Origin of the sequence: Enterobacter cloacae complex sp. SHL001, from assembly GCF_049236825.1 — a bacterium.
Classification (GTDB): Bacteria; Pseudomonadota; Gammaproteobacteria; order Enterobacterales; family Enterobacteriaceae; genus Enterobacter; species Enterobacter hormaechei_C.
In genome coordinates this window covers 153,627-180,436 of record NZ_JBMKIP010000006.1, presented here as the reverse complement: position 1 = coordinate 180,436, position 26,810 = coordinate 153,627, and the positions used below count along the sequence as shown (strand labels likewise).

Here is a 26,810-nt window from a genome sequence, read left to right as displayed (position 1 = left end):
TACAGCGAACTACCGGGTCATAATCATAATTAAGGGCAACAAGATGAATATTCAGCAAATTGTGAGCTTTATTGCCTTTACGCTGCTGGTGGCGTTTATCACCTGGTGGAAGATACGTAAAGTGGATACCGCTTCGCAGCAGGGATACTTTCTGGCGGGCCGGTCGCTGAAAGCGCCAGTGATTGCTGCTTCACTGATGCTGACCAACCTGTCCACAGAGCAACTGGTGGGTCTGTCTGGCCAGGCCTATAAAAGCGGCATGTCGGTGATGGGCTGGGAGGTCACGTCAGCGGTTACGTTGATTTTTCTGGCGCTGATCTTCCTGCCGAAGTATCTGCAACGCGGTATTGCCACTATTCCCGATTTTCTGGAAGAGCGTTACGACAAAACGACACGCATCATTATTGATTTCTGTTTTCTTATCGCGACGGGCGTCTGCTTCCTGCCGATTGTGCTCTACTCCGGCGCGCTGGCGTTGAATAGCCTGTTTCACGTCAGCGATGCGCTTGGACTTTCGCAGGCCGCAGCCATCTGGTTGCTGGTCATTCTGCTGGGGCTGGCCGGAATTGTGTATGCCGTTATAGGCGGAATGCGCGCCATGGCGATTGCGGACTCCATTAACGGCATTGGTCTGGTGATCGGTGGTCTGCTGGTACCCGTGTTTGGTCTGATTGTGATGGGGGATGGCAGTTTTTTACAGGGAGTTGAGCGTCTGACCACCGTACACGCCGAGAAGTTAAATTCCATTGGCGTAAGCACCGATCCGTTGCCTATCGGCGCGGCGTTTACGGGCCTGATCCTGGTGAATACCTTTTACTGGTGTACGAATCAGGGAATTGTGCAGCGAACGCTGGCCTCGAAAAGTCTCGCTGAGGGACAAAAAGGGGCCTTGTTAACCGCCGTGTTAAAAATGCTCGACCCGCTAATTCTGGTGCTTCCTGGCCTGATTGCGTTCCACCTGTACAGCGATCTGCCGAGTGCGGACATGGCCTATCCTGCTCTGGTCAACAAAGTCCTGCCGACACCGTTGGTGGGTTTTTTTGGTGCCGTTTTATTTGGTGCAGTTATCAGTACGTTCAACGGGTTCCTGAATAGTGCCAGTACGCTCTTTAGTATGGGAATTTATCGTCGCATCCTGAAGCCTGATGCGACGCCGGACGGACTGGTGCAGGTAGGACGCCGGTTTGGCCTGTTTATCGCAGTGGTATCTGTAATAGTTGCGCCGTGGATTGCCAATGCGCCGGAGGGGCTTTATTCATGGATGAAACAGCTAAACGGCATCTATAACGTTCCACTGGTGACTATCATCATTATGGGCTTTTTCTTCCCGCGCATTCCAGCCCTCGCCGCGAAAGTGGCGCTGTTTATCGGCATTTGCAGCTACATCGTAATTAATTATCTGGTGAAATTCGATTTTCACTTTCTCTATGTTCTGGCCTGCACGTTCTGCATCAACGTGGCGGTAATGTTGATTATCGGCTGGCTCAAACCGCGCGACACGCCGTTTACCTTCCATGACGCGTTTGCCGTGGACATGTCACCCTGGCGTAACGCGAAAATTGCCTCGGTGGGCATTCTCTTCGCCATGATTGGCGTCTACGCCGGGCTGGCCCAATTTGGGGGGTATTCCACTCAATGGCTTGCCATCGTCAGCTACTTCATCACCGCAGGGGTCGTGATTTATCTCATTATCGATGCCATCCGTCAGCGCCGTAACCCTTCGCTTGTTTATGTTTCCGACGTCAAGGAAAAGCCATGAAACGCCCGAATTTTCTGTTCATCATGACCGACACTCAGGCCACGAATATGGTGGGCTGTTATAGTGGTAAACCCCTGAACACCCACCATATTGATCAGCTTGCGGAAGAGGGGATTCGCTTCAATGCTGCTTATACCTGCTCCCCTGTTTGCACCCCCGCGCGTGCGGGGCTGTTCACCGGGATCTACGCTAATCAGTCCGGACCGTGGACCAACAATGTTGCACCAGGCAAGAACATCTCAACGATGGGGCGCTACTTCAAGGATGCGGGCTATCAAACCTGCTACATCGGTAAATGGCATCTTGATGGTCATGACTATTTTGGCACCGGCGTTTGTCCTCCCGAATGGAATGACGAGTTTTGGTTTGACGGCGCTAACTATCTGGCAGAACTTACCGAAGAGCAGATTAATCTGTGGCGCAACGGCCTTAATAGCGTAGAGGAATTGCAGGCTAATAATATCGATGAGACCTTTACCTGGGCGTACCGCATCAGCAATCGCGCGATCGATTTTTTACAGCGCCCTCACCCGGAGGACGAACCCTTTTTGATGGTGGTCTCTTACGACGAACCTCATCATCCCTTCACATGCCCGGTTCAGTATCTCGAGAAATATCAGGACTTTTACTACGATTTAGGGGAAAAGGCTCAGGATACGCTGGTGGATAAGCCCGTACATCATCGCCTCTGGTCGCAGGCCATGCCGTCACCAGTTGAAGATGGCAGCCGGTATTACCATCACCCGCTTTATTTCGCCTGTAATGACTTTGTGGACGATCAGATTGGTCGTGTGGTTAACGCACTCACCCCCGAACAATGCGAGAACACATGGGTCATATATACCTCTGACCATGGCGAGATGATGGGAGCACATCGGCTTATCAGCAAAGGTGCGGCTATGTACGACGATATTACCCGCATCCCGTTGATTATACGCCCCCCACAGGGCACACCGAAGCAAGTCGACACGCCGGTCAGCCATATCGATTTACTGCCGACCATGATGGCGCTGGCGGGGATACCTAAACCTGACATCCTGCCGGGTGACAATATTCTGGCGACAGAGCCAGAGCGCGGAGTGATGGTGGAATTTAACCGCTACGAGATAGAACATGACAGCTTTGGCGGATTTATTCCGGTACGCTGTTGGGTAACGGATGCATTCAAGTTGGTGCTGAACTTGTTCACAACTGATGAACTCTACGACCGCCGCAACGATCCAAACGAGATGCATAATCTGATTGACTCGCCGCGCTATGCTGAGCAGCGCAATCAGCTGCATGATGCGCTGCTGGATTATATGGATAAAATCCGCGACCCGTTCCGTACCTATCAATGGGCGTGTCGACCGTGGAGAGCGGACGCTATCCCTCGTTGGATGGGGGCTTTCCGTCCGCGGCCGGGAGATGGCTATTCTCCGGTGGTGCGTGATTACGACACCGGACTGCCCACGCAGGGGGTAAAAGTGGAAGAGAAAAAGCAGAAGTTTTAAGGAGACAAGATGAAAATTTCCCGCGTCGGTGAAGCGCCGGATTACCGCTTCTCGCTGGCCAATGAACGCACATATCTGGCGTGGATCCGCACCGCGCTAGGTTTTCTGGCCGCAGGCGTGGGTCTTGATCAGCTTGCACCCGATTTCGCTACGCCACTGATCCGTGAATTGCTGGCATTACTGCTGTGCCTTTTCGCAGGGGTGCTGGCGGTTTACGGCTACCAGCGCTGGCTGCGAAACGAAAAAGCGATGCGACTTAAAGAGGATTTACCCTACACCCGCGGCCTGCTTGTGATTAGCACTATATTACTGGTGGTTGCCGTAGTGGTGATGGGGTTGGTGCTCTATGTCGGGTAGCCGCAAAGCGCGCCGTGAGGCCGACCCAGGTCTACAGCCGGAGCGAACGTCGCTGGCCTGGCTGCGCACGTTACTGGGCTACGGTGCGCTTATCGCGCTGGCGATTAAACACAACTGGCACCACACGGGGCTTCCATTCTGGATTTCACTTGTGGTACTTGCGCTGGTGGCGGTTATCCTCTGGCGCTACACGCGCAGTCGTAATCTGATGGACGTTGAGCATGGTGATTTCGCACAACCTAAAGCCGTACGTGACAAATTTTTGATCGCTGTCGCTGTTCTCTCCCTCTCTATATTGTTTGCTATTACGCACTTACATCAGATTATCTCTTTTATAGAGGAAAAATAATGACAGGATGTCATGTGATGGCCAAACCGGCCAGCTCTCGCTGTAACCTGAACTGCCGTTACTGTTTTTATATCGATAAACCCGAACAACCCCAAATGAGCGAGGCCACTCTGGAGGCGTTTATTTGCCAACAGATTGCTGCCCAGCCGGATGATGACGTTCACTTTGCCTGGCAGGGAGGTGAACCCACGCTGTGCGGCATCAATTTTTTTCGTAACGTGGTGGCGTTGCAGCAACGCCACGGGAAAGGAAAGCGCATCATGAACGCTTTTCAGACTAACGGCGTACTGCTCAACGATGAATGGTGCCGTTTTTTTCGCGAAAACGACTGGCTGGTAGGTATCTCTGTCGATGGTCCTGCCGAATTGCACGATGCCTATCGCGTTAACCGTCGCGGCAATTCGACTCACCAAAAAGTTCTCGCAGCCATTGAAAAGCTATGTATTCATCAGGTTTCTTTCAATCTTCTGACGGTGGTCAATCAACAAAACAGCCAACAGCCGGAGCGGGTGTACCGTTTTCTTCGCGCGCTCGGCACCCCATTTTTGCAGTTTATTCCGTTGGTAGAGCAGGGTAATCCGTCATCAGTGAGTGACAGGGAGTGGGGGACATTCCTGAAGGCAATCTTCGACCTCTGGGTAAGAGAAGATGTGGGGCGCGTTTTTGTGCAGCTCTTTGACTCAATGCTGGGCGTCTGGAGTGGCTATCCCGCACAGATGTGCTCACTGGCCGAACGCTGCGGGCATGCCTTTGCACTAGAGGCCAATGGCGATCTCTATCAATGTGACCACTATGTTTATCCTGAATACTGTCTGGGAAATATTCATCAAATGCCGATATCTGTTCTTAACCAAACCGCCGCGGCGCGTGCATTTGGCGAAATTAAGCACGATTCGCTCACGGATGAGTGTAGGCAGTGTTCTGTTCTTCCCCTGTGCAATGGCGACTGCCCCCGCCATCGCCTGAACGGTAAAAGCGTGCTGTGCGAGGGCTACCGTGATTTCTTTTTTCACAGCGCGCCGTACATGCGGGCCATGCGCGACCTCATCAGGCATCAACGTTCGCCCGCTGAACTGATGAAACAGCTGCGGCAGAGCGGCTGACGATCAGGCGTTTCCCTTCGCCAGGTACTTCGCCATCTCATCCTCCGGCACCATGCCGCCGCCGGTCGCCCACACCAGGTGGGTAACGTTCTCATCGGCATCGACGCGCAGCGGCCCGGCCATCCCCGCCAGCGCCGACGGCTCCAGGCGAATCCCTTCCTCCTGAGCCAGCCAGCCGAGCATGTCGTACATGCTCTGGTCGGAAAGGGTGTAGAACCCGTCAAGCAGGCGTTCCATCGCGCGGCCCACGAAGCCGGAGGCACGTCCTACCGCCAGACCGTCCGCCGCCGTCACGTTATCAATGCCCAGATCCTGCACCGCAATCTCATCGTGCAGCCCGGTGTAAACGCCCAGCAGCATGCACGGTGAGTGCGTTGGCTCCGCGAAGAAGCAGTGGACGTTATCGCCAAAGGCCAGCTTCAGGCCAAACGCCACGCCGCCGGGGCCACCGCCGACGCCGCACGGCAGGTAGACGTACAGGGGATGATCGGCATCCACCACGCGGCCCTGCTCGGCAAACTGCGCCTTCAGGCGCTCGCCAGCAACCGCATAGCCCAGGAACAGCGTACGGGAGTTTTCATCGTCAATGAAGAAGCAGTTCGGATCGCTTTCCGCCGCTTTGCGTCCCTGCTCCACCGCCACGCCGTAATCCTGCTCATATTCCACGACGATCACGCCGTGGCTGCGCAGTTTGGCTTTCTTCCACTCGCGGGCGTCGGCGGACATATGCACCGTCACCTTAAAGCCAATGCGGGCGCTCATAATGCCGATGGACATCCCCAGGTTGCCGGTTGAGCCCACCGCGATGCTGTACTGGCTGAAGAAGTTCTTAAAGCGCGGCTCCAGCAGAACGCTGTAGTCGTCTTCAAGGCTCAGCAACCCGGCGTCCAGCGCCAGTTTCTCCGCATGAGTCAGCACCTCATAGATGCCGCCGCGCGCTTTGATCGAGCCGGAGATCGGCAGATGGCTGTCTTTTTTCAGCAGCAGCGTGCCGGGAACGGATTTGCCAGACTCTTTCTCCAGCCGCGCCTGCATCGCCGGGATCGCGACCAGGTCGGATTCGATAATCCCGCCCGTTGCCGCCGTTTCCGGGAACGCTTTCGCCAGATACGGCGCGAAGCGTTTCAGGCGCGCGTGCGCGTCGTCCACGTCGGCTTTGGTCAGCCCGACATACGGCAATCCTTCCGCCAGCGTCGTGGTGCGCGGGTTAAGCCAGGTGGTTTCTTTCAGGGCAATCAGCTCCTCAACCAGAGGAAACTGTGCTGTTAAAGTAGTGATAGTTGCGTTTTCCATAATACGTCTCTTCGCGCTCAGATAATGAAAGAAAGCAGGAATGTGCCGCCAAGTGCAAGCACCGAGGCGATAAACGTCGCCGTCGTATAGTATTTGAAGGTCTCGTTCAGGGTCGCGCCGCAATACTGCTTCACCAGCCAGAAGAGAGAATCGGTCACAATCGTGCAGCCAATAGCGCCGGACCCGATGGCAATGGTGATGATCTCTGGGCTTACGTTCGGGTAGAGCGGCAGCATCGGCGCCACTATCGCCGTGGCACCCATCATCGCTACCGTTGCCGAACCGACGGCGGCGTGCAGCACCAGTGCCACCAGCCAGGCGAGAAGGATAGGGTGCATATGCAGGTTCGAGAGAATATGCGCCAGCGTCTCCGCCAGACCGCTGGTTTTAAGGATGGCGTTGAACGCGCCGCCCGCGCCGATAATCAGCAAAATGTTGGCGATAGAGCCAAAGCCGTGCTCCGTATGGGTCAGCATTGCGCCCATGCCCATGTGCTGGCGGATCCCCAGCAGGTAGTAGGCGACAAACACGGCGATAAACATCGCGGTGATGGGGTTGCCGATAAACTCCAGCAGGGTATACAGCGAGCCTTCTTTTGCCATGTTCAGCTCGGCAATGGTTTTCACCAGCATCAGGGCAATCGGCAGCAGCACGGTGAACAGCGTGGCGCCCAGCGACGGCAGCGTGTGTTCTTCCCGTACCTTCAGGTCTGAAAATTCCGCTGGAACCGGCTTATAGGGCAGACGATCGCCGAGCAGCTTCAGGAACAGCGGGCCGCCAACCAGAGACGCCATCAGGCCCACCATCAGACCGTAGACAATCACCGTCCCGACGTCCGCCCCTAATTTATTGGTGACAAACAGCGCGGCCGGATGCGGAGGCACCACGCAGTGCACTGCCATTAGTGCGGTACAGAGCGGAATGGCCAGCTTGAGCAGCGACGTGTTGGTCTTTTTGGCGATGGAAAACGCCAGCGGGATCAGCAGTACCACGCCCACTTCCACAAACAGCGTAATGCCGCAGATCAGGCCGACCAGGACCATAATCACGTCCGCCGACAACCAGCGGCAGCGCTGCAACGTAATCCCGATGCGCTCTGCCGCGCCGGAGACTTCCATCATTTTGCCGAGAATAGTGCCAAGACCGATAACCGCCGCCAGGAAGCCCAGCGTACCGCCAATCCCGCTCTCAATGGCGTTCACCATATCCAGCGGGCTCATCCCCATCATCGCGCCGACGAAAAAGCTTGCCAGCAGCAGCGCGAGGAACGGGTGAAACTTCAGTTTTACGATGGTTAAAACAATCAATACGATGCTGACAAGCAGCGTTGCCACAACCCAGACCTGAGATCCCATATCTCACCTCACCCTTATGTCATCTGGGGGTATTGGACGAAAAAACGGCGTGGGCTGACAAACGATATAAATTGGCGTTCAGATGAGCCAGATTGGATCAACTGAGTGACTGTGTTCTAAAAAGCGCACTTAACTCGTATTAGGTTCACATAAATTCATTCTTGAGCGGTATGCTGAACGCAGAAATTACGTGTGGGAATTGTGATGACCGATGCGAATGAAGGCAGAAACCGGCTGTTAAACGGCTGGCAGCTGTCGAAAATGTACACCTTTGAAGTGGCCGCCCGGCATGAGTCCTTCGCGCTGGCGGCGGCGGAGCTGTCGCTCAGCCCCAGCGCGGTGAGCCACCGCATAAACCTGCTGGAAGAGGAGCTGGGCATTCAGCTGTTTGTCCGCTCACACCGTAAAGTGGAGCTGACGCAGGAAGGCAAGCGCGTTTACTGGACGCTGAAATCGTCCCTCGACACCCTGAATCAGGAGATCCTGGATATTAAAAACCAGGCGCTGTCAGGTACGCTAACGGTGTACTCCCGGCCGTCGATCGCCCAGTGCTGGCTGGTGCCGATGCTGGGGGATTTTACCCGCCGCTACCCGTCGATTTCACTTACTATTCTGACTGGTAATGATTACGTCAACATGCAGCGAACCGGCATCGATCTGGCGCTCTATTTCGACGATACGCCGCCAAACCACCTTTCTCATCACTTTTTGATGGATGAAGAGATTTTGCCCGTCTGCTCGCCGGCGTATGCCCGGGAGCATGAACTGCTGAAAAACCCCCATAACCTCAGCCACTGCACGTTACTGCACGACCGTCAGGCCTGGAGCAATGATTCCGGTACGGATGAGTGGCTGAGCTGGGCGCAGCATTACGCGGCGAATATGCCGTTATCATCGGGTATTGGCTTCGATCGCTCTGATTTAGCCATTATCGCGGCCATGAATAATGTGGGGGTGGCGATGGGGAGAAAGCGGCTGGTGCAAAAACGTCTCGAACGAGGGGAGTTGATCGCACCCTTTGATGGGAAAACTCTCAAGTGCCATCAGCATTATTACGTCTCAACGCTTCCCGGCCGTCAGTGGCCGAAAATTGACGCCTTTATCGGCTGGCTAAGAGAGCTGGCGGGTTGAAGAATTATTACGCTTTCGCTCTACACCAAATGTGAAAAAGCGTGCTAAATACAGGTAATGCTTTTGATTTATCCAGGGTAAACCGTGTTAAAGCCTTTTATTGCCACTGCGATCTTACTCTCTTCCGGCTGGGCGATTGCCGCTGAGCCGCCGCTGACGGCTGCCCGTTACGCGCAGATGCTGGGCGTCGGAATGGATGTCGACTGGGCACTCACCGAGCGCGGTATCCGCGAGTTCGACCCGCTGGTGGTCCGTGATTTTCAGGCGAAAGGCATACACCATGTCCGTATTCGGGTGGCGGGCGAACCGACGGAAGCGCGGCTGATTCACCTGCGTAAGCTGGTGGAGGCCTGCGAGCAATACGGCGTCATCCCCATCATCGCTTATCAGGCCGATGAATATAAAAACGACCCGAAAGCGGATACCGAAAAAGAGGTGATTAACTGGTGGATTGCCGTGGCGCACTATTTTGGTCAGCGCTCGCCATTGCTGGGCTTCGACCTGATCTACGAACCGGCGGACAAGCTCAACCACAACGTTGCTTCGCTCAACCGGGTGTATGAGAAAGCGATCAAAGACATTCACGCCATTGATGCCAGCCGCATGATTTTTATCGCCCCTCGTCTGCGCGCCGCGCCGGAGGATTTATCCAGCCTGAAGCTGCCCGCGCACAGCCAGAATTACCTGCTGGCGGAGTGGCATATTTTCCCCTGGGGCCCGCTGAAAACGAACGGTAAATACCCGTGGACGTCCGGAACTGCGGCTGAGAAAGCGGCTATCCGTAACCGAATCAACGCCGCGCTGCACTGGCAACAAAAAACCGGGCATGTGAGCTGGGTTGGCGGCTGGGGGGTGGGCGAATCGAAAAGCCTGACGCCAACCGCCTCGCAGATGGCGTTTGCCACGTTTATGGCGTGCGAGCTGCAACAGGCCAACATCCCGTATGCGATAAACGCCGATGTTCAGTTTTATGACGGGGAAGAGGGGGCGTGGCGGCCTGCCCCAGAGCGGCTATTGCAGGCGATGATTGCGCCCGTCTGTGAAAAGCCCGGCGAGAAGCCGGGCCATCATGCGGTTAAACCGGCTGTTCGTGATGCGAGACACGCGACGCCAGCGGCAGCCAGCACAGCAAAATCAGCAGCCCCATCAGGGTCATCAGCAAGCCTAAACTCGCCTGCCCGGTCTGCGGCATCATAGCCGAAAGCCAGGCCAGCGCGCCGGAACCGATGTTCTGCAAACCGCCCACCAGCGCGCCTGCCGTGCCTGCGAGGAACGGGAACGGCTCCATCGCGCCGCTGGTGGCGAGGGGAAACAGCATGCCCGCGCCGAAGAAGAACAGCGCCGCCGGGATGAGCAACGTCCAGACCGACATCACGTCAAACAGCCCCGGGATCCACATCATCAGCCCGGCCAGCAGACAGCTGATCACCGACTGCCACATCAGCGTGGAGAAACGCTTGTTCGGACGTCCGGCGAACCATGCGCCGAAGAACGCCGCCGGGATCGGCAGAATAAACAGAATACTCACCACCATGCTGCTCAGGCCAAGGCCTGCGCCCAGCAGCACGCCGGAACAGGCTTCAAACACCGCAATGCCCGCCAGGCCGCCGATTAGCATCAACAGATAACAGGTAAAGGACCCATTACCGAACAGCGTTTTGTAGCTGGCGATGAGCTTCGTGCGCGGCGCGTCTTTTGGGCGGGTTTCCGGCATCCAGCGCGCCATGCTGAAGGTGACAATAATGCACAGCACCAGCAGGAAGGCGTAACAGGCGCGCCAGGACCAGACGGTGTCCAGCAGACCCCCAATCAGCGGGGCCAGCAGCGGGCTGACCAGAATACCCATATTTAACAGACTGTTGGCGTGACGAAGCTGTGTGCCCTGGTACATATCACGCGGCAGGGTACGCGCCATAACCCCGCCAACGCCGGTGCCCACGCCCTGAAGGGCGCTGGCGGCAATCAGGACGGTCAGGCTGTGAGTGGTAATGGCAATCACCGTCGCTACCATGAAAATGCTCATGCCCACCAGAATAACCGGACGACGCCCGACGCGATCGGACAGGGGACCATAAACCAGCTGTGAAACGCCATAGGTCAGCAGATAGGCTGCCATCACGCTCTGGACTGCACCTTCGCGGACGCTCAGATCTTTTGCCATATCGGCAATCGCCGGAATGTAGATGGTTTGTGCCATCTGCCCGACGGCCACCAGTAACACCAGCATCAACAATAAGTTCACGTTCCGTTGCTTTTTCATGTCGCTGAATACTTTTGCCAAAAGAGATAAATAAAGAATAAGTGACTACGCATTCCCATAAATGCGCGAGGAATCTACCACAGAGAGATGACAATTTAAGCATTACTGTGATGAATGACAGAAGGCGTGAAGGCAGGATTTGTAAACAAGATCGGCAACTAATGTTGCCAGCGAATTACGCCAGGCGCAGCAGGACCGCACCGGCAGCAATACCCAGTGCCGCCGCGATGCGCAGGCCGGCAACCTTCTCTTTTAAAAGCACAAATGCGATTAATGCGCCGAAGAGAATAGAGGTTTCACGCAGTGCCGCGACCACAGCCAGCGGTGCCTGGGTCATCGCCCAGAGTGCCAGACCGTAAGATCCCATCGTCCCGACACCGCCGAGCAGCCCTTTTTTCCAGTGCAGGCGCAGGTAGCTGGACGCTTCGCGACGCCGCGCCACCATTGCCCAGCTCAGCAGGCAGAAACCGTTCATGAAGAAGGTCCAGAGCGTATAGCCCAGCGCAGTGTCCGAGAGTCGCACACCGGTGCCGTCCACCAGGGTATACCCGGCGATAAAACAGGCGTTCAGCAGCGCCAGCCAGATTCCCTTGCGTGACTGCATGCGGCCGTTCATCGCCATGGCCAGAATCGACAGACAAATGACCCCAATGCCGGACCAGGCAAGCCAGGAGAGATGATCCCCGAGCACCAATACGCTGATCAGCGCCACCAGCAGAGGGGCCGTCCCGCGCATAAGGGGGTAGGTCTGGCTCATGTCGGAGACCTGATAGGTCTTCGCTACCAGCACGGTGTACACCACCTGTAACGCACAGGAGACGAACAAATATGACCAGCTTGCGGCAGTTGGCTGAGGAGAGAAGGGCATTAAAATCAGGGCAATAAGCGCGGCTGAACCGCTGACTCCGATCGCCGAGTAGAGTTTATCCGTTCCGGCTTTAACGATGGCGTTCCAGCTGGCATGCAGCAGTGCGGCGAACAGTAAAATGCAGAAAACGGTGATGGTCATGGCGTATCGGTTGGTGAAATGTCATCCAACTGTAACATTCACCCGTCGATGCTGCCAGCCGCTTACACTGCGCAAAAAAGGCGGTGCGTCACCCGGGGTTCGTCTGACACCAGCCTGAAGCCCGCCCGATGGTAAAATCCGTACGCGGTTTCCGGCGCATGGGTATTAAGAAAATCAAACCAGATGCTGGCATCCGCCATCACCACGGTCAAAAGCTGTTTGCCTATGCCCTGCCCACGGCACTTTTCGCTGACGTAGAGATGACGAATACGTCCGGCGCGCGGCTGCTGGCTGAACGGATCGCGATTAAGGCCGCACACGCCCACCAGCCTGCCGTTAAGAAACGCCCCCAGCAGTTTTTCACCCGGCGCGTTAAAGCGGTTTTCACCCCGCTGCCAGTTCTCTTCCAGCCTGCGCAGCATATTGAAATTCAACGCGATACTCTCCGCCTTCAGGGCGATATACCCGGGTTCATCGGGCGTGACGGGCTCAATTAACAGACGCGACATAGCATTCCCTCGTTATTAAAGAGGGGCGGTTGCCCGCCCCTCTCAGGTGCGACTTGAACCTGAATCACCGAACGTATTTCAGGACAGCATCAAGCAGTTGCAATACAGCAACAATGAGTTTGAGGACAAGTATGACCATATCCACGACGCTCATACGCGTCTCCTTTTGGTTAAAAGGAGCACGATGCTGGCGTACCTTTCCGCCGCCTGTGGCCAGCACCTGGATTGACGTAACACAGTGTGCTCACTTCAGGGGTTAAGGCACTGACGGCACCACCCGTTTCAGCCAGGACTTTGTTGCGCCGGTAAACTGCGGCCCCCTCGCTCACTGCGAACACCCTCAGTATAGATAAATACTGTATGCATGAACAGTATTTTATGGACAAAATTTGGAAGGCGATCCATACTCAAAAACGTCAAAATCCGTGCCGGAATTGCGCGTTCGTCTTCGATCGCGTATACTTTTCGCGTTGACGTAACACAGTGTGTTCTGCGGCAACCAACCGCAAAACCCTGATAAAAACCTCGCTTAGGCGGGGTTTTTTGTTTTCAGGGCAGCCCAGAAAAGGTGCTTGTTGACTTATTGGCAATGGGTGCGGCTGGCATGCAGTATGATTCAATGATTAATTTAATAAGTTCTAATAAGCAGTGGTTCTGGTTCTAGGCCACTTATACAAGTTTACGTCTCTCAATACATAAACTCATTCCAGACATCAATACTCTTCTGAAAGTGAAAAAATGGTATCGACTATAATTGCAGTAAATAATAATGAACTAATTTATATTTTTCTTAAATATTTGCGGGGTTAACCCTCCTTAATTTGAATTATTCGATTTTTCATTGTACTATCTATAACCACACGTACAGTATGGATACATTATGCAGGCATCTGATTATTTAAAGATGAAGTTCCAAAGCGACAGGCAGTTGGCTATTTATGGGCAGCAGGGCGTTGCAGGGACGTGGAAAGCATTACAGGGGATCGGCTCTGATATTTACTCAGGAATTGAGCGTGTAAGTTGGTACTCATCATGCTTAATCCCCAGCTATCACGATGTGTGTGACGAGCTTCTCTCAGAAGAAAAGAGAATGTACCTCTCAATTCTCTCGCTTTACCGTTATCGCGATGTAATAGCCCACATGCTATATCTTTATTTTGAAAGTGTTATTTCCGATTCTGAAAATGGAAATGAACACAATCGCGTTCGTAAGACGGATTCAAAAGTAACCGGGCTTGTTAATAACATACCGACCAGCAAGGCCGCGCGTTTAGCGATAGCATGGGGTCTGGCCAAATCCCTTTCCGAATCTGGCCTGCTGTCTGAAATCGTCGTCGAACGGCTTGCACGCCGCGTACCTAACGTTGTCATGGCGCTTCAATTGATTGGAACGGAACAGAAGTGCGCTCTTGCTGCTCGTCGCCTGAAAACATTGGACCCTAAGTATTACGCCACCCTCTATGCCGCACAACTGGAGATGCTTTACTACTTTTTTGAGCCTTTCCTGTCTGAACTCATTAAGAAGGTGCAGTTGGGATTCTATAAGGATTTCGATGCAATTTATAAAGACTTAAAGGGCAAGGAGCATGTTTAAAAGTCTGTTATCAATTCTATTTACGGATATTTTATTCCCTGTTTATATTTTTGCGTGCGCCTCTTTGTTCCTGTGGTTGGTACCTGACCACTGGGTCTTACTAACATTCATTGCTATCGTTGTGTTTATTATTGTTCACCCGATGATTTTTGGCCACTTTGATAAATACGATTAAATGTTATTAAAAGGATTTTTATGTCAAACCCAGCTTATTTGTTTTTAAAAGATGAAAATGGTTCTCCCATGGTTGGCCCTTGCCTTGTGTCAGGGCGTGAAGGTGCAATTGAACTTAAAACGTTCACTCATAATGTCAACGTCCCGGTCGACGGGAATACCGGGAAATTGACGGGTACGCGTATACACATGCCCATCATGTTTCAAAAAGAATTTGATCGTGTAACCCCGCTTCTCTTTCGCGCATTGAGTACGGGAAGAACGCTCAAGTCAGCCACTATTAAGATGTATCAGATTAATGAGGCGGGTTTTGAACAGGAGTATTTTAATATCTTCCTGGAGAATGTGAAAATAACCTCAATCACACCAGACCTGTATCCCGGCGCAAACACCGGAACCCACCTTGAAACGGTTCTCATACGCTACGAGAAAATCACCTGGAAGCATTGCGACGGCAATGTCATCTATAGTGACACCTGGAATGAGCGAGCAACGTACTGAAACGTGATCCCTGACGCATTTTTGCGCAGATGAAAATATTTCCATTGTCACATCCGAAAACCTGTGTTTGTATAAATTCAATCAATGATTCCAAACACAGGTCCCCAATGACTTCATCCATCTTCACTTCGACCCTACTAAAAACTGCGCAACCTGCCGCAGTGGTCGTCGTGCGTGTGGTGGTGGTCGTCGGCAATGCGCCGTAGGGACTGGATCAACACACGAATCCAAAACCCCGCCGGCGCAAACCGGGCGGGGTTTTTCGTTTAGGACCCTCCCCGGAAGGCTGGCTCAGAAGAAAAGGACTGGAGCATGGCAAGTTCGGGCACAACATCCACCAAGACGCGTTTTACAGGCGCGCAGCTGATTGTTCATTTACTGGAACGACAGGGCATCACCACCGTTGCGGGCATCCCGGGTGGGACCGTACTGCCGCTGTATGATGCGTTAAGCCAAAGCACACAGATCCGCCACGTGCTGGCGCGCCACGAGCAGGGCGCAGGCTTTATCGCCCAGGGCATGGCGCGTACCCAGGGTAAACCGGCGGTCTGTATGGCCTGTAGCGGGCCGGGCGCCACTAACCTGGTGACCGCCATCGCCGACGCGCGTCTCGACTCCATTCCGCTGATCTGCATTACCGGCCAGGTGCCGTCCTCGATGATCGGCACCGATGCGTTCCAGGAAGTCGACACCTACGGCATCTCTATCCCCATCACCAAACATAACTATTTAGTTCGCGATATCAGCGAGCTGCCTCAGGTTATCAGCGATGCGTTTCGCATTGCCCAGTCTGGCCGCCCGGGTCCGGTGTGGATAGACATTCCTAAGGATGTCCAGACCGCAGAAATTGAGATCGACGTTCTGCCGGAGCCGGGTGACCGTGCCCCCGCGCCGGAATTCAGCGCTGAGAGCGTGCGCGATGCGGCGGCGATGATCAACGCCGCCAAACGCCCGGTGCTCTATCTGGGCGGCGGGACGATCAACGCCGCGGATGAAATCCGCCAGTTCGCTGAAAAAGCTAATTTGCCCACCACCATGACCCTGATGGCGCTGGGTATGCTGCCAAAAGCGCACCCGCTCTCTCTCGGCATGCTGGGCATGCACGGCGCGCGCAGCACCAACTACATCCTGCAAGAGGCGGATTTGCTGATAGTTATGGGGGCGCGTTTTGATGACCGGGCGATTGGCAAAACCGAGCAGTTCTGCCCGAACGCCAAAATCATTCACGTGGATATCGACCGCGCCGAGCTGGGTAAAATCAAGCAGCCGCACGTGGCGATCCAGGGCGACGTGGCCGAGGTGCTGGCGCAGCTGATCCCGCAGACGGAGGCAACCGACCGCGCCGACTGGCGCCAGCTGGTGGCCGATCTGCAACGTGAGTTCCCGGGCGCTATCCCAACCGAGGGCGACCCGCTGAGCCACTATGGTCTTATCAACGCCGTCGCCGCCTGCGTGGATGACAGCGCGATTATCACCACCGACGTCGGCCAGCATCAGATGTGGACCGCCCAGGCATATCCGCTGAACCGTCCGCGCCAGTGGCTGACCTCCGGCGGCCTTGGCACCATGGGCTTCGGCCTGCCAGCAGCGGTTGGCGCGGCGCTCGCCAACCCGGACCGCAAGGTGATCTGCTTCTCCGGTGACGGCAGCCTGATGATGAATATTCAGGAGATGGCGACGGCGGCCGAAAACCAGTTAGACGTTAAAATCATTCTGATGAACAACGAAGCGCTGGGTCTGGTACACCAGCAGCAGAGCCTGTTCTACAAGCAGGGCGTGTTTGCGGCGACCTATCCGGGGATGATCAACTTTATGCAGATTGCCGCTGGTTTTGGCCTTCACACCTGCGATCTGAACGCCGAAGAAGATGCCCACGCGGCGTTGCAGGATGCGATTTCTCGCCCTGGCCCGGCGCTGATCCACGTGCGTATCGACCCTGAACAAAAAGTGTATCCGATGGTGCCGCCGGGTGCGGCAAATACTGAGATGGTGGGGGAATAAGCCATGCAGAAACAATGTGATAACGTCATTCTGGAACTCACCGTCCGCAACCACCCAGGCGTCATGACCCACGTCTGTGGGCTCTTTGCCCGTCGGGCGTTTAACGTGGAAGGCATTCTGTGCCTGCCGATTCAGGGCAGCGAGCACAGCCGCATCTGGCTACTGGTGAACGACGACCAGCGTCTGGAGCAGATGATGGCGCAGATCGACAAGCTGGAGGACGTCACCAAAGTGGCACGCAACCAGTCCGATCCCACCATGTTTAACAAAATTGCGGTGTTTTTTGAGTAAATCACTTAAGGTAAGAGGCTTTTGCCGGATGGCGCTGCGCTTATCCGGCCTGCAAGGACGTTACACGTAGGCCGGATAAGGCGTTTGCGCCGCCATCCGGCGCGTTCACGCATCAGGATCAAACCATGACCACCATCGCCCTTATCGACGACCACCTTATCGTTCGCTCCGGCTTTGCCCAGCTTTTAAACCTCGAACCGGATTTTCAGGTCGTGGCCGAGTTTGGCTCAGGACGCGAGGCGCTGGCGGGCCTGCCGGGACGCGGGGTGCAGGTCTGTATCTGCGATATCTCAATGCCGGACCTCTCCGGGCTGGAGCTGTTAAGCCAGCTGCCGAAAGGGATGGCGACGATTATGCTCTCGGTCCACGACAGCCCGGCGCTGGTCGAGCAGGCGCTCAACGCGGGGGCGCGCGGGTTTCTCTCTAAACGCTGTAGCCCGGACGAGCTGATTGCCGCCGTGCGCACCGTCTCCACCGGCGGCTGCTACCTGACGCCGGATATTGCCATCAAGCTGGCGGCGGGACGGCAGGATCCGCTCACCAGACGCGAGCGCCAGGTGGCAGAGAAACTTGCCCAGGGCATGTCGGTGAAAGAGATTGCCGTAGAGCTGGGGCTGTCGCCAAAGACCGTTCACGTTCATCGCGCCAACCTGATGGAAAAACTCAACGTCAGTAACGATGTCGAGCTGGCGCGCCGTATGTTTGACAGCTGGCAATGAACTCCCTGTTTTCGCGGCTGATCGCCGTTGTTGCCAGCTTTTTCATCTTCTCCGCCGCGTGGTTCTGTCTGTGGAGTATCAGCCTGCATCTTGTCGAGCGCCCGGAGCTGGCGGTGCTGCTGTTCCCCTTTGGCCTGCGGCTGGGGCTAATGCTGCAATGTCCGCGCGGCTACTGGCCGGTGCTGCTGGGCGCAGAGTGGCTGATGCTGATCTGGCTGGCGCAGGAAGTGGCGTTGGCGCATCTGCCTTTATTGATGACCGGAAGCCTGCTCACGCTTATCCCGGTCGCCCTGATTTCCCGCTACCGTCACCAGCGCGACTGGCGCACGCTGCTGCGTCAGGGTGCGGCGCTGATTGCCGCCGCGCTGTTGCAGTCCCTGCCGTGGGTGGGTGAAAAGGAGGGGCTCAACGCCCTGCTGCTGACCCTCACCGGCGGCCTGACGCTGGCCCCGACCTGCCTTGTTTTCTGGCATTACCTTACCAGCACTGTCTGGCAGCCGCTCGGCCCGGCGCTGGTCTCCCAGCCGGTGAACTGGCGCGCCCGGCACCTGATCTGGTATCTGCTGCTGTTTGTGGTGAGCCTGTGGTTGCAGCTTGGTCTGCCCGCTGAATTATCACGCTTCACGCCGTTTTGTCTGGCGCTGCCGATCATCGCCCTTGCCTGGCATTACGGCTGGCAGGGCGCATTGATCGCCACGCTGATGAACGCCATCGCGCTGATTGCCAGCCAGACCTGGCACGATCACCCGGTAGATCTGCTGCTCTCGCTGCTGGCCCAGAGCCTGACCGGGCTGCTGCTCGGCGCGGGCATACAGCGCCTGCGCGAGCTGAACCAGTCTCTGCAAGCCGAGCTGGCGCGCAACCGCCGTCTGGCGGAGCGTCTGCTGGAGACGGAAGAGAGCGTGCGCCAGGAGGTTGCTCGCGAGCTGCACGATGACATCGGCCAGACCATCACCGCCATCCGCACCCAAGCGGGCATTGTTCAGCGCCTGGCGGCAGAAAACGCGGGCGTGAAGCAGGGCGGGGCGCATATCGAACAGCTTTCGCTGGGCGTCTATGATTCCGTTCGTCGCCTGTTAGGGCGGCTGCGCCCGCGCCAGCTTGACGATCTCTCGCTCGAGCAGGCAATACGCTCTCTGATGCGCGAGATGGAGCTGGAGAGCCGCGGGATTGTCAGCCATCTCGACTGGCGCATCAATGAAGCTACCCTGAGCGAAGGCCAGCGCGTGACCCTTTTCCGCGTCTGCCAGGAAGGGCTGAACAACATCGTCAAACACGCCAGCGCCAGCGCGGTAACGATCCAGGGCTGGCAGCAGGACGAGCGCCTGATGCTGGTGATTGAAGACGACGGCTGCGGCCTGCCGCCGGGCTCCGGCCAGCAGGGGTTTGGCCTGGCGGGCATGCGCGAGCGCGTAAAGGCGCTGGGCGGCACGCTGACGATCTCCTGCACCCACGGGACGCGCGTCAGCGTCAGTTTGCCGTTAAGGACGCACCATGTTTAAAACCCCCGCCAGCGCCGCCCCGCTAAGCAACAAAGCGGAAATCGATGCCCGCTACCGCTACTGGCGTCGCCATATCCTGATTACCATCTGGCTCGGCTATGCGCTGTTCTATTTCACCCGCAAAAGCTTCAACGCCGCCGCGCCGGAAATCCTCGCCAGCGGCGTGATGACGCGCACCGATATCGGCCTGCTGGCGACGCTGTTTTACATCACCTACGGCCTGTCGAAGTTCTTCTCCGGCATCGTCAGCGACCGTTCCAACGCGCGCTATTTTATGGGCGTTGGGCTGATCGCCACCGGCGTGGTGAACATCCTGTTTGGCTTCTCCACCTCGCTGTGGGCCTTCGCCCTGCTGTGGGCGCTGAACGCCTTTTTCCAGGGCTGGGGCGCGCCGGTCTGCGCCCGCCTGCTCACCGCCTGGTACTCACGCAACGAGCGCGGCGGCTGGTGGGCGATATGGAATACCGCGCATAACGTCGGCGGGGCGCTGATCCCGATGGTGGTCGGCGCGGCGGCGCTGCACTACGGCTGGCGCGCGGGGATGATGATTGCCGGTGGCCTCGCGATTGTCGCCGGGCTGTTCCTCTGCTGGCGCCTGCGCGACAGGCCGCAAACCGTCGGCCTTCCACCGGTGGGCGACTGGCGGCACGACGAGATGGAGATCGCCCAGCAGCAGGAAGGGGCCGGGATGTCCCGCCAGGAGATCCTCACCAAATACGTGCTGAAAAACCCGTACATCTGGCTGCTGTCGCTCTGCTACGTGCTGGTCTACGTGGTGCGCGCGGCCATCAACGACTGGGGCAACCTGTACATGTCCGAAACGCTCGGCGTGGACCTGGTGACCGCCAACTCGGCGGTGACCATGTTTGAACTGGGCGGGTTTATCGGCGCGCTGGTGGCGGGCTGGGGCTCGGATAAGCTGTTCAACGGTAACCGCGGTCCGATGAACCTGATTTTTGCCGCCGGGATTTTGCTCTCCGTCGGGTCGCTGTGGTTGATGCCGTTCGCCAGCTACGTGATGCAGGCGGCGTGCTTCTTCACCATCGGCTTCTTCGTCTTTGGCCCGCAGATGCTGATCGGCATGGCGGCGGCGGAGTGTTCCCACAAAGAGGCGGCAGGTGCGGCGACGGGCTTTGTCGGGCTGTTTGCCTACCTCGGCGCATCGCTCTCCGGCTGGCCGCTGGCGCGGGTGATCGACATCTGGCACTGGAGCGGGTTCTTCGCGGTGATCGCCATCGCGGCGGGCATCTCCGCCCTGCTGCTGCTGCCGTTTTTGCACGCGCAGGCACCGCGCGAAGCGTGACGCGCCTCACCTTTTGCTGCCGAGACGCGCAAAACTAAGAAATTTTCCCGGTTTCACCTGGACGCTGTCTCAGGCATCTCTCCTGGCTGGTTTTTACAATGCTGCAAAAATCAGCTCAGGAGTAACTCAGTCATGCTGGCCTTCTTAAATCAGGTGCGCAAGCCGACCCTGGATCTGCCGCTCGACGTGCGGCGCAAGATGTGGTTCAAACCGTTCATGCAGTCCTATCTGGTGGTCTTCATCGGCTACCTGACCATGTACCTGATCCGCAAAAACTTTAACATCGCGCAGAACGACATGATCTCAACCTACGGGCTGAGCATGACGCAGCTGGGGATGATTGGCCTGGGCTTTTCCATCACCTACGGCGTGGGGAAAACGGTTGTGTCCTACTACGCGGACGGCAAAAACACCAAGCAGTTCCTGCCGTTTATGCTGATCCTCTCCGCCATCTGTATGCTCGGCTTTAGCGCCAGCATGGGCGCGGGCTCCGTCAGCCTGTTCCTGATGATCGCCTTCTACGCCCTGAGCGGATTCTTCCAGAGTACCGGCGGGTCGTGCAGCTACTCCACCATCACCAAATGGACCCCGCGCCGCAAGCGGGGTTCCTACCTCGGCATGTGGAACATCTCACACAACCTCGGCGGAGCGGGTGCGGCAGGCGTGGCGCTGTTCGGCGCGAACTACCTGTTCGACGGTCACGTGATCGGCATGTTTATCTTCCCGTCGATTATCGCCCTGATTGTCGGCTTCATCGGCCTGCGCTTCGGCAGCGACTCACCGGAATCGTACGGCCTCGGCAAAGCTGAAGAGCTGTTCGGGGAGGAGATCAGCGAGGAGGACAAAGAGACCGAAGAAAACGAGATGTCCAAATGGCAGATCTTTGTTGAGTACGTGCTGAAAAACAAAGTGATCTGGCTGCTCTGCTTCTCGAACATCTTCCTGTACGTGGTGCGTATCGGTATCGACCAGTGGTCCACCGTGTATGCCTTCCAGGAGCTGAAGCTCTCGAAAGAGGTGGCGATTCAGGGCTTCACCCTGTTCGAAGTAGGCGCGCTGGTCGGTACCCTGCTGTGGGGCTGGCTCTCGGACCTCGCCAACGGTCGTCGCGCGCTGGTGGCCTGCGTCGCGCTGGCGCTGATTATCGCCACGCTCGGCGTTTACCAGCACGCCAGCAACCAGTACGTTTACCTGGCGTCGCTGTTTGCGCTCGGCTTCCTGGTGTTCGGTCCGCAGCTGCTGATCGGCGTGGCGGCGGTTGGCTTTGTGCCGAAAAAAGCGATCGGCGCAGCCGATGGGATTAAGGGCACCTTCGCTTACCTGATCGGCGACAGCTTCGCCAAGCTCGGTCTGGGCATGATCGCCGACGGCACGCCAATTTTCGGCCTCACCGGCTGGGCGGGCACCTTTGCCGCGCTGGATGCGGCAGCGATTGGCTGTATCGTCCTGATGGCGATGGTTGCGGTGCTGGAAGAGCGTAAGATCCGCCGCGAGAATCGTGCGCAGAAATTAAAAGTAGCCTGAGTGTGCAGGTAACTTCTTTGCCCGGTGTGTGATGCCGGGCTTTTTTATTTTTCACGGCCTGCCTTTTACCTTTACCCCGCTTTACACACCCGCCCCTCTCCATGCTCTACAGTTTTTTTGCTGCCGCCTTTCGTGCAGCCTTAGCCCTTTTTGCTAACGGAGAGCTTGCATGTTGACCCGACGATTGTCCTGCCTGGCGCTGTTGATGGCGCTGGCCTCCCCCGCAATGGCCGCGGATGCCCCCACCTACGGCGAGAAGCTGGAAGGTTTTGACTACGGCTGGCCGGTAAAACACTTTGCCTTTACCTCGCAGAACCAGCCTCTGGATATGGCTTACCTGGACGTGAAGCCGGAAAAACCCAACGGCCGCACCGTGGTGCTGATGCACGGCAAAAACTTCTGCGCTGGCACCTGGGACGGCACGATCCGCGCGCTTTCAGCCAGCGGGTATCGCGTGATCGCACCCGACCAGATCGGCTTCTGCAAATCCACCAAGCCGGAGCATTATCAGTACACCTTCCAGCAGCTGGCGGATAACACCCACGCGCTGCTGAAAACGCTCGGCGTTGATCGCGTGACGGTCATCGGCCACTCGACCGGCGGCATGCTGGCGACCCGCTACGCGCTGATGTGGCCGCAGCAGGTGGAGCAGCTGGTGATGGTGAACCCAATAGGGCTTGAAGACTGGAAAGCGCGCGGCGTGCCGCATATTACGGTCGACCAGTGGTACCAGCGCGAGCTGAAAGTCAGCGCCGACGGTATTCGTCAGTACGAGAAAAACACCTACTACGCCGGGGAGTGGAAGCCGGAGTACGAGCGCTGGGTCACCATGCTTGCCGGGCTGAACAACGGGCCGGGCAAAGCGCGCGTGGCGTGGAACTCGGCGCTGCTCTACGACATGATTTATACCCAGCCGGTCGTCTATGAATTTAACGAGCTGAAGATGCCAGTATTATTGATGATCGGCACGAAGGACAACACCGCCATCGGGAAAGATCTCGCCCCACCGGAGATCCGCAAGACGCTCGGTAACTACGCGGTGCTGGGCAAAGAGACGGCGAAGCGCATTCCACACGCGACGCTGGTTGAATTTAACGACATGGGCCACGCGCCGCAGATGCAGGATCCTGCCCGCTTCCACGAGGCGCTGCTGAAAGGGCTTCAGGCGCGCTGACTGGTCTCCAGCAACAGCCCGCGCAGCCACGCCTGCGCGAGGTTGCGGTGCGTTCTGCCGTGCCAGGCCATGCTTTTGGTAAAACCGGGCACGGGAACCGGCGTCTCGCAGACGAACATCCCCGTCTGCTTTTCCGCTATGCGTGATGGCACAACGGCAATCATATCGCTGAGGGCCAGCACGTCCGGCAGGACTAAAAAGTTACTCACCGATAAGCCAACATGCCGCGTTCGGCCAGTTTTCTCCAGCGCGCCATCCGTTACGCCGCGAAAACCGTCGCCCTCGTAAGAGACCAGCACATGCTCCAGGGCGCAAAACCGGTCTAACGTCATGGGCTGTCCGGCATCCGGATGGTCGGCACGCATCATGCAAACGTACCGTTCATCATAAAGCGCCCGGCTGTGAAGCTCATCTGGCGTGGTGTGCGGGGTGATCAGCGCCACGTCGACAGAGCCTTGTTCGAGCTGGCTGACCAGACGGTCAGATTCCACAGGCACCACGCGCACGCGAATACCCGGCGCCTGTACCTTAAGCGCAGCGATAAACGGCACGACGACCGCGCGCAGGGCGTAGTCGGTCGCGGCAAGCGTGAAGGTGAACGTTGCGGTGAGCGGATCAAAGGCGATCGGCTGAAGCAGCTCGTCGATATCTGCCAGAATGCGTTTGACGGGAGCCGCCATTGCTTCCGCCCGGGTGGTAGGCACGATGCCGTGCGGCGCGCGGATAAACAGCGGGTCTTCAAAGTAATCCCGCAGGCGGTTAAGCATGCCGCTTACCGCTGGCTGGGTCAGGGCAAGACGCGCCGCCGCGCGGGTGACGCTGCGTTCGTCCAGCAGGGCATCCAGCGTTTTCAGCAGGTTAAGATCCAGCGTGCGCAGATCCGCTTTCATGACGTTTTTCCACCTCTTTTCCGTTTACTATTATGGCGCTGCCCGCTGTTGACGCGCTGCGTTTCCCGCTATGATGGGCGGCTAGTCTAAGGAGAACGCATGGTCTGGATAATGCTGGCAACGCTTGCCGTGGTGTTTGTGGTTGGATTTCGTGTCCTGACCTCAGACTCCCGCCGCGCCATCAAACGTTTAAGCGAGCGGCTGGGGATCACCCCGATGCCGGTCGAGTCGATGATTGACCAGTTCGGTAAAACGCCGGGCAATGAGTTTATCCGCTATCTTGAACGCCCCGACGAGGCGCATCTGCAAAATGCCGCCCAGGTGCTGCTGATCTGGCAGGTCTGCATCGTCGACGCCAGCGAAGAGAATCTGCATACCTGGCACCGCATGCTGCGTAAAGCCCGTCTGGCCGCGCCGATCACCGACGCGCAAATCCGCCTCGCGCTCGGCTTTATGCGCGAGATAGAGCCAGACCCGCAGGAGTTCAACGCCTTCCAGCTGCGCTACAACCAACTTTTCCTGCCGGAAGAGGGCGTGTTTTACCTGCACTGATATCACAAAACGTGATGAAGAGTATAAAGCATCGTCATTAGATTTATATCACCCGCAGGCGCACCATCACCTTATCAACTAACCGATGAGGTGAACCATGAAACAATCCGCCATTATCTGGCCGAACGACTACCTGCCCGGCACCACCGATAACTTTGCCTCCAACGAAATCATCGTCGCCGGGCTGAGCGCAAAAGAGATTTGGGCGCAGCTCAACGACACCACCCTGTGGCCGAACTACTACAGCAACGCCGAAGATATCCGTTTTCACGACGGCAGCGGCCCGGCGCTGAGCGCCAACGCCCGCTTCCGCTTCACCACCTTTGGCTTCCCGGTTGAGGCGCAGGTGACGGAGTATGTTCCGCCCGTGGAGGGCGAAGCCGCGCGTATCGCGTGGCACGGCTGGGTAGAAGGGGATGCAAATTCGCGTCTGGACGTGATCCACGCCTGGCTGTTTGAAGACCTGCCGGGAAACCGCGTGCGCATTCTGACTCAGGAGTCGCAGAAAGGCGTGCCGGCGCAGGAATTAGCGCGCACCGTGCCGAACCCAATGATTAACGGGCATCAGGAGTGGATTGTCGGGTTGGCGAATGCCGCTCTTAAGGCTCGCGGGTAATTTTGCCCGGTAAGCAAAGCGCCGCCCGGCATTAAAAAACGACAAAAGTTGTCGAAACGTTAAATTCGTCACACTTTTGATGATAAACTGCGCGACTTTTCCGCACGTTTTTATCTTCAGGTGATGCCATGACAGAACATACCCAGCCCACGACTACACCGCAGGCCAAAGAGGTTTCACGCCCCAACTGGTCGGCGGTTTTCTCCGTGGCATTTTGCGTCGCCTGCCTGATCACCGTCGAGTTCCTGCCGGTCAGCCTGCTGACGCCGATGGCGCAGGATCTGGGCATTTCCGAGGGCGTGGCGGGGCAGTCCGTGACCGTCACCGCGTTTGTGGCGATGTTCGCCAGCCTGTTTATCACCCAGGCGATCGGCACCATCGACCGCCGCAAGGTGGTCATTCTGTTCAGCGTGCTGCTGACGCTCTCCTGCCTGCTGGTCTCTTTCGCTGAAAGCTTCACCCTGCTGCTGCTCGGCCGTGCCTGTCTGGGGCTGGGATTAGGCGGCTTCTGGGCGATGTCCGCCTCGCTGACCATGCGCCTGGTGCCCGCGCGTACGGTGCCAAAAGCCTTGTCCGTTATCTTCGGTGCGGTCTCGATCGCGCTGGTGATCGCCGCGCCGCTGGGCAGTTTCCTCGGTGGAATTATCGGCTGGCGCAACGTCTTTAACGCGGCGGCGGTGATGGGCGTGCTGTGCATTATCTGGGTGTGGAAGGCGCTGCCGTCCCTTCCGGGGGAAGCGGCGCACCACAAACAGAACATGTTCGCGCTGCTGAAGCGCCCCGGCGTGCTGGCGGGGATGACCGCCATCTTCATGGCCTTTGCCGGGCAGTTTGCTTTCTTCACCTATATCCGCCCGGTGTATATGACCATGGCGGGCTTTGACGTGGACGGCCTGACGCTGGTGCTCCTGAGCTTCGGGATCGCCAGTTTTGTCGGCACCTCGCTGTCGTCCCAGTTCCTGAAGCGCTCCCTGAAGGTGGCGCTGGCGGGTGCCCCGCTGGTGCTGGCGATCAGCGCCGCGGCGCTGGTGTTGTGGGGCAGCGATAAGTGGGTGGCTTCGGCGATCGCGATTATCTGGGGCTTTGCCTTTGCGCTGGTGCCGGTGGGCTGGTCGACGTGGATCACCCGCTCGCTTGCCGATCAGGCGGAAAAAGCCGGGTCGATTCAGGTGGCGGTGATCCAGCTGGCGAATACCTGCGGCGCGGCGGTGGGCGGCGTAGCGCTCGACCACCTGGGGCTGACCTCGCCGCTGGTAATTTCCGGCACGCTGATGCTGCTGACCGCGCTGCTGGTGGCGGGGAAGGTTAAGGCGAAGTAGTGCTTTTCTCCCTCTCCCGTGGGAGAGGGTTG

The 26,810-nt window shown here is 57.1% G+C and carries 26 protein-coding genes and 1 pseudogene; 20 read left to right on the top strand and 7 right to left on the bottom strand.

Going from position 1 to position 26,810, the window contains the following annotated elements:
• The first annotated feature begins 43 nt into the window (after window positions 1-43).
• Genes ACOTYH_RS17320 through ACOTYH_RS17300 form a run of 5 tightly spaced genes read left to right on the top strand, consistent with a single transcriptional unit; the run spans window position 44 to window position 5,061 of the window.
• Window positions 44-1,759 carry a solute:sodium symporter family transporter gene (locus tag ACOTYH_RS17320; RefSeq protein ID WP_310865315.1) on the top strand — a complete coding sequence of 572 codons (1,716 nt, stop codon included), beginning with the start codon at window positions 44-46 and terminating at the stop codon, window positions 1,757-1,759.
• On the top strand, window positions 1,756-3,252 hold the full coding sequence (locus ACOTYH_RS17315) for a sulfatase-like hydrolase/transferase (RefSeq protein WP_310865314.1): 1,497 nt from the start codon (window positions 1,756-1,758) through the stop codon (window positions 3,250-3,252). The genes ACOTYH_RS17320 and ACOTYH_RS17315 overlap by 4 nt, the downstream gene beginning before the upstream one ends.
• A gap of 9 nt (window positions 3,253-3,261) precedes the next feature.
• On the top strand, window positions 3,262-3,609 hold the full coding sequence (locus ACOTYH_RS17310; protein ID WP_421637842.1) for a YidH family protein: 348 nt from the start codon (window positions 3,262-3,264) through the stop codon (window positions 3,607-3,609).
• Window positions 3,599-3,958 (top strand): DUF202 domain-containing protein, encoded by a 360-nt coding sequence (locus tag ACOTYH_RS17305; RefSeq protein ID WP_032668910.1) that lies wholly within the window; start codon window positions 3,599-3,601, stop codon window positions 3,956-3,958. Before ACOTYH_RS17310 ends, ACOTYH_RS17305 begins: the two co-directional genes overlap by 11 nt.
• 17 nt (window positions 3,959-3,975) lie before the next feature.
• On the top strand, window positions 3,976-5,061 hold the full coding sequence (locus ACOTYH_RS17300; RefSeq protein ID WP_033487026.1) for an anaerobic sulfatase maturase: 1,086 nt from the start codon (window positions 3,976-3,978) through the stop codon (window positions 5,059-5,061).
• Window positions 5,062-5,064: 3 nt separating this feature from the next.
• On the opposite strand, the gene dsdA is transcribed toward ACOTYH_RS17300, so the two are convergent.
• Both dsdA and dsdX read right to left on the bottom strand, forming a co-directional pair.
• Complete coding sequence (dsdA, locus tag ACOTYH_RS17295; RefSeq protein ID WP_141414531.1) at window positions 5,065-6,354, bottom strand: D-serine ammonia-lyase; 1,290 nt, start codon at window positions 6,352-6,354, stop codon at window positions 5,065-5,067.
• 17 nt (window positions 6,355-6,371) lie between these two features.
• Entirely contained in the window at window positions 6,372-7,709 is a 1,338-nt protein-coding gene (dsdX, locus tag ACOTYH_RS17290) for a D-serine transporter DsdX (protein ID WP_017694017.1), read from the bottom strand.
• 204 nt (window positions 7,710-7,913) lie between these two features.
• On the opposite strand from dsdX, the gene dsdC reads away from it, so the two are divergent.
• A complete protein-coding gene (gene dsdC / locus ACOTYH_RS17285; protein ID WP_023302824.1) occupies window positions 7,914-8,840 on the top strand; it encodes a DNA-binding transcriptional regulator DsdC in 927 nt (308 codons plus the stop codon).
• Between the two features lie 84 nt (window positions 8,841-8,924).
• A pseudogene (locus ACOTYH_RS17280) lies at window positions 8,925-10,010 on the top strand (cellulase family glycosylhydrolase); the annotation flags it as partial.
• Here the strand turns inward: ACOTYH_RS17280 and emrD are convergent.
• From emrD to tisB, 4 genes are all read right to left on the bottom strand, one after another.
• Window positions 9,916-11,100 (bottom strand): multidrug efflux MFS transporter EmrD, encoded by a 1,185-nt coding sequence (gene emrD, locus ACOTYH_RS17275; RefSeq protein WP_015570118.1) that lies wholly within the window; start codon window positions 11,098-11,100, stop codon window positions 9,916-9,918. The pseudogene ACOTYH_RS17280 and the gene emrD sit on opposite strands and share 95 nt — an antisense overlap.
• 175 nt (window positions 11,101-11,275) lie before the next feature.
• Window positions 11,276-12,109, bottom strand: a complete 834-nt coding sequence (locus tag ACOTYH_RS17270; RefSeq protein ID WP_421637841.1) for an EamA family transporter — start codon at window positions 12,107-12,109, stop codon at window positions 11,276-11,278.
• Window positions 12,110-12,171: 62 nt separating this feature from the next.
• Window positions 12,172-12,618 carry a GNAT family N-acetyltransferase gene (locus tag ACOTYH_RS17265; RefSeq protein WP_003861064.1) on the bottom strand — a complete coding sequence of 149 codons (447 nt, stop codon included), beginning with the start codon at window positions 12,616-12,618 and terminating at the stop codon, window positions 12,172-12,174.
• Between the two features lie 64 nt (window positions 12,619-12,682).
• Window positions 12,683-12,772, bottom strand: coding sequence for a type I toxin-antitoxin system toxin TisB (gene tisB / locus ACOTYH_RS17260; RefSeq protein ID WP_017383683.1), 90 nt, complete (start codon window positions 12,770-12,772; stop codon window positions 12,683-12,685).
• A 726-nt stretch (window positions 12,773-13,498) separates the two neighbouring features.
• On the opposite strand from tisB, the gene ACOTYH_RS17255 reads away from it, so the two are divergent.
• From ACOTYH_RS17255 to ACOTYH_RS17210, 10 genes are all read left to right on the top strand, one after another.
• Window positions 13,499-14,212 carry a hypothetical protein gene (locus ACOTYH_RS17255; RefSeq protein WP_045339524.1) on the top strand — a complete coding sequence of 238 codons (714 nt, stop codon included), beginning with the start codon at window positions 13,499-13,501 and terminating at the stop codon, window positions 14,210-14,212.
• A 195-nt stretch (window positions 14,213-14,407) separates the two neighbouring features.
• Entirely contained in the window at window positions 14,408-14,887 is a 480-nt protein-coding gene (locus tag ACOTYH_RS17250) for an Hcp family type VI secretion system effector (protein WP_045339525.1), read from the top strand.
• A 107-nt stretch (window positions 14,888-14,994) separates the two neighbouring features.
• Complete coding sequence (ivbL, locus tag ACOTYH_RS17245) at window positions 14,995-15,093, top strand: ilvB operon leader peptide IvbL (RefSeq protein WP_057979964.1); 99 nt, start codon at window positions 14,995-14,997, stop codon at window positions 15,091-15,093.
• 106 nt (window positions 15,094-15,199) lie between these two features.
• The gene (gene ilvB, locus ACOTYH_RS17240) at window positions 15,200-16,888 is read left to right on the top strand and encodes an acetolactate synthase large subunit (protein ID WP_015570114.1); all 1,689 of its coding nucleotides are present in this window, start codon (window positions 15,200-15,202) and stop codon (window positions 16,886-16,888) included.
• A gap of 3 nt (window positions 16,889-16,891) precedes the next feature.
• A complete protein-coding gene (gene ilvN, locus ACOTYH_RS17235) occupies window positions 16,892-17,179 on the top strand; it encodes an acetolactate synthase small subunit (RefSeq protein WP_015570113.1) in 288 nt (95 codons plus the stop codon).
• 125 nt (window positions 17,180-17,304) lie between these two features.
• Window positions 17,305-17,898 carry a transcriptional regulator UhpA gene (gene uhpA, locus ACOTYH_RS17230; RefSeq protein WP_003861054.1) on the top strand — a complete coding sequence of 198 codons (594 nt, stop codon included), beginning with the start codon at window positions 17,305-17,307 and terminating at the stop codon, window positions 17,896-17,898.
• A complete protein-coding gene (gene uhpB / locus ACOTYH_RS17225; RefSeq protein ID WP_039269391.1) occupies window positions 17,895-19,400 on the top strand; it encodes a signal transduction histidine-protein kinase/phosphatase UhpB in 1,506 nt (501 codons plus the stop codon). Before uhpA ends, uhpB begins: the two co-directional genes overlap by 4 nt.
• Window positions 19,393-20,703, top strand: a complete 1,311-nt coding sequence (locus ACOTYH_RS17220) for an MFS transporter (protein WP_058688752.1) — start codon at window positions 19,393-19,395, stop codon at window positions 20,701-20,703. The genes uhpB and ACOTYH_RS17220 overlap by 8 nt, the downstream gene beginning before the upstream one ends.
• Before the next feature lie 132 nt (window positions 20,704-20,835).
• Entirely contained in the window at window positions 20,836-22,227 is a 1,392-nt protein-coding gene (gene uhpT / locus ACOTYH_RS17215) for a hexose-6-phosphate:phosphate antiporter (protein ID WP_032668898.1), read from the top strand.
• 169 nt (window positions 22,228-22,396) lie between these two features.
• A complete protein-coding gene (locus ACOTYH_RS17210; protein WP_032668896.1) occupies window positions 22,397-23,401 on the top strand; it encodes an alpha/beta fold hydrolase in 1,005 nt (334 codons plus the stop codon).
• Here ACOTYH_RS17210 and ACOTYH_RS17205 read toward each other — a convergent pair.
• The gene (locus ACOTYH_RS17205) at window positions 23,389-24,291 is read right to left on the bottom strand and encodes a LysR family transcriptional regulator (RefSeq protein WP_015570111.1); all 903 of its coding nucleotides are present in this window, start codon (window positions 24,289-24,291) and stop codon (window positions 23,389-23,391) included. The two genes, ACOTYH_RS17210 and ACOTYH_RS17205, sit on opposite strands and share 13 nt — an antisense overlap.
• A 99-nt stretch (window positions 24,292-24,390) precedes the next feature.
• Here ACOTYH_RS17205 and ACOTYH_RS17200 point away from each other — a divergent pair, with 99 nt between their 5' ends.
• The 3 genes from ACOTYH_RS17200 to nepI all read left to right on the top strand — a co-directional run bounded on the left by ACOTYH_RS17200 (window position 24,391) and on the right by nepI (window position 26,778).
• Window positions 24,391-24,843, top strand: coding sequence for a DUF1198 domain-containing protein (locus tag ACOTYH_RS17200; RefSeq protein WP_017383675.1), 453 nt, complete (start codon window positions 24,391-24,393; stop codon window positions 24,841-24,843).
• A gap of 97 nt (window positions 24,844-24,940) precedes the next feature.
• Window positions 24,941-25,459 (top strand): SRPBCC domain-containing protein, encoded by a 519-nt coding sequence (locus tag ACOTYH_RS17195; RefSeq protein ID WP_017694007.1) that lies wholly within the window; start codon window positions 24,941-24,943, stop codon window positions 25,457-25,459.
• A 128-nt stretch (window positions 25,460-25,587) separates the two neighbouring features.
• Complete coding sequence (gene nepI / locus ACOTYH_RS17190; protein ID WP_023302830.1) at window positions 25,588-26,778, top strand: purine ribonucleoside efflux pump NepI; 1,191 nt, start codon at window positions 25,588-25,590, stop codon at window positions 26,776-26,778.
• Window positions 26,779-26,810: the final 32 nt, after the last annotated feature.